We start from the raw sequence: 2325 nt of genomic DNA on the forward strand, positions 1-2325 counted from the left end.
TGCAAACCCAATCCCCTGTGGGAGCGGGCTTGCCCGCGAAGGCGGCCTGTCAGCCAAACAGGTGCAGCTGACCCACCACCCGGCACAAGATGTTGCACGCCGCGAATAACTGCGCCAGTCTTATTGGCCTTCATTCGGCGGAGCGAATTTCATGCAGGCTACCCGTTTGACCCTCATCTGCCATGCCGTCACGCCCCTGCAAAAGCGCGGGTTTTTTCCCGATGACGAGTCGGTGGCGATGGACTGGCAACGCGCTGCGCTGTCCCTGGCCGGTCGCTACAAGAAACCCCGTCGCCTGCTGTGTGGGCCGCAGGCGCGCACCCGGCAGACGGCGGGCTTGTTTGGCCGCGACGCGGTGGTTGAGGACGCGTTGCGCGATGCCGACTTCGGGCGCTGGAAAGGCCTGGACGTCGGCCGCTTGCCTAGTGATGAGTTGCAGGCGTGGCTGACCGACAGCGCCAGCGCCCCCCACGGCGGCGAATCGGTGGACCAGGTCTGTGCGCGGGTGGCGCAGTGGATGCAGTCCCTCGAAACCCAGCCCGGCCATATCGTCGCCATCACCCATCCCTTCGTGATCCGCGCCGCCATGCTGTACGTCATGCAGTTTCCGCTGTCGATGTTCTACCTGATCGACGTCGAGCCGCTGTCCACCACCGAGCTGCGTTTCAATGGTGTTTGGCGCCTGCGCCTGGAAACTCACGCCTGAGCCCCTGAACATGGCAAAATCCACGCCCCGCAATGAGAGCAACCCATGAAACGCATCCTGATAATCGGCATTGGCGCCGGCAACCCTGACTACATCACGATGCAGGCCGTGAAGGCGCTCAACCGCACCGACGTGTTTTTCCTGATGGACAAGGGCCAGAGCAAAGACAAGTTGATCGACCTGCGCCGCGAGATCTGCGAGACCTACATCACCGAGCCCGGCTACCGCTTCGTCGAGGCCGACTGCCCCGAGCGCGTGCGCGGTGAAATTGACTACACCACGGCTGTGCAGGACCTCAACCGCGACAAGCAGCACACCTTTGAACGCATGATTAACGAGGAAATGGCCGACGGCGAAGTGGGCGCGTTCCTGGCCTGGGGTGACCCGGCGCTGTACGACAGCACCATCCGCATCCTGCAGGCGATCCTGGCCAGTGGGCGCTGTGCGTTTGAATTCGAGGTGATTCCCGGCATCACCAGCGTGCAGGCCCTGGCCGCCCAGCACAAAGTGCCGCTGAACCGCATTGGCCGTTCCATCGAGATCACCACCGGGCGCCGGTTGGCGGCGGGGCAGGCGAGTGATGCGGATACGCTGGTGGTGATGCTCGACGCGGAAGATTCCTACCGTACCGTGGCCGACCAGGACCTGGATATCTACTGGGGTGCCTACCTGGGCACGCCGGACGAAATCCTTATCAGCGGCAAAGTCGCTGAAGTGGCCGACGACATCGAGCGCGTGCGCAAGGCGGCGCGCCTGGCCAATGGCTGGATCATGGACACCTATCTGTTGCGCAAACCCTGAGGTAACGCCCCATGCTCAAGCTGTTTGCCCTGACGCTGGCGCTGTTGGCCGGTGCCGCCCATGCCGACGATACGCTGCATACTGACTTGCCGCTGGCGTACCTGGAACAGACCCAGGGCGATGCACGCAACGAGCCGCTGGTGATTTTCCTGCACGGCTTTGGCAGCAACGAGGAGGATCTGTTTGGCCTCAAGGACGCCTTGCCGTCGACCTGGACCTACCTCTCCGCACGGGCGCCGATGCCGGTGGACGCCAGTGGTTACCGCTGGTTTGCGAAGAAACCCGGTGACGGCGACTACGACGGCGAGACGGCCGATTTGCAGCGCAGCGCCCAACTGATCGAAGACTTTGTGCAGCAGGCCACCGCCAAGTACCACACCCGACCGGACCGGGTGTTTCTGGTGGGATTCAGCCAGGGCGCGATCATGTCCTACGAAGTGGGGTTGCGTAAGCCCGCGCTGGTGCGTGGGATTGCGGCGTTGAGTGGCAGTGTGTTGCCGGTGTTGAAGGCTGAGCTGAAAGCGGACGCGGCACTGGACCAACTGGCCATCTTTATCGGCCATGGCACGTTGGACCAGGCACTGCCCTATGCCTCGGCGACCCGGGCGAATGAGGTGTTGCTGGGGGTGGGGTTGCAGCCGGAGTTGCATGGGTATGTGGGGATGCCGCATACCATCAGTGAGGCTGAAGTGCAGGATCTAAGGGCCTGGCTAGAGAAAAGCCTCAAGTAAACACGGTCAAAAAATGTGGGAGCGGGCTTGCTCGCGAATGCGGTGGATCAGCCAATTAATCTGTTGACTGACACTCCGCATTCTGTC

General features: G+C 62.5%; 3 protein-coding genes. All 3 read left to right on the top strand.

The annotated features are described in order from the left end of the window. Positions 1-151 precede the first annotated feature (151 nt). From NUV89_RS29260 to NUV89_RS29270, 3 genes are read left to right on the top strand one after another with little or no spacing between them, the layout of a single operon-like run. Positions 152-706: a histidine phosphatase family protein gene (locus NUV89_RS29260; RefSeq protein ID WP_257784053.1), complete on the top strand. Its 555-nt coding sequence runs from the start codon at positions 152-154 to the stop codon at positions 704-706. Between the two features lie 45 nt (positions 707-751). Then, a complete protein-coding gene (gene cobF, locus NUV89_RS29265) occupies positions 752-1507 on the top strand; it encodes a precorrin-6A synthase (deacetylating) (RefSeq protein ID WP_257784054.1) in 756 nt (251 codons plus the stop codon). 11 nt (positions 1508-1518) lie between these two features. Next, positions 1519-2238 (top strand): alpha/beta hydrolase, encoded by a 720-nt coding sequence (locus NUV89_RS29270; RefSeq protein ID WP_257784055.1) that lies wholly within the window; start codon positions 1519-1521, stop codon positions 2236-2238. Positions 2239-2325: the final 87 nt, after the last annotated feature.

This window comes from Pseudomonas sp. 18.1.10 (assembly GCF_024655625.1).
Classification (GTDB): domain Bacteria; phylum Pseudomonadota; class Gammaproteobacteria; order Pseudomonadales; family Pseudomonadaceae; genus Aquipseudomonas.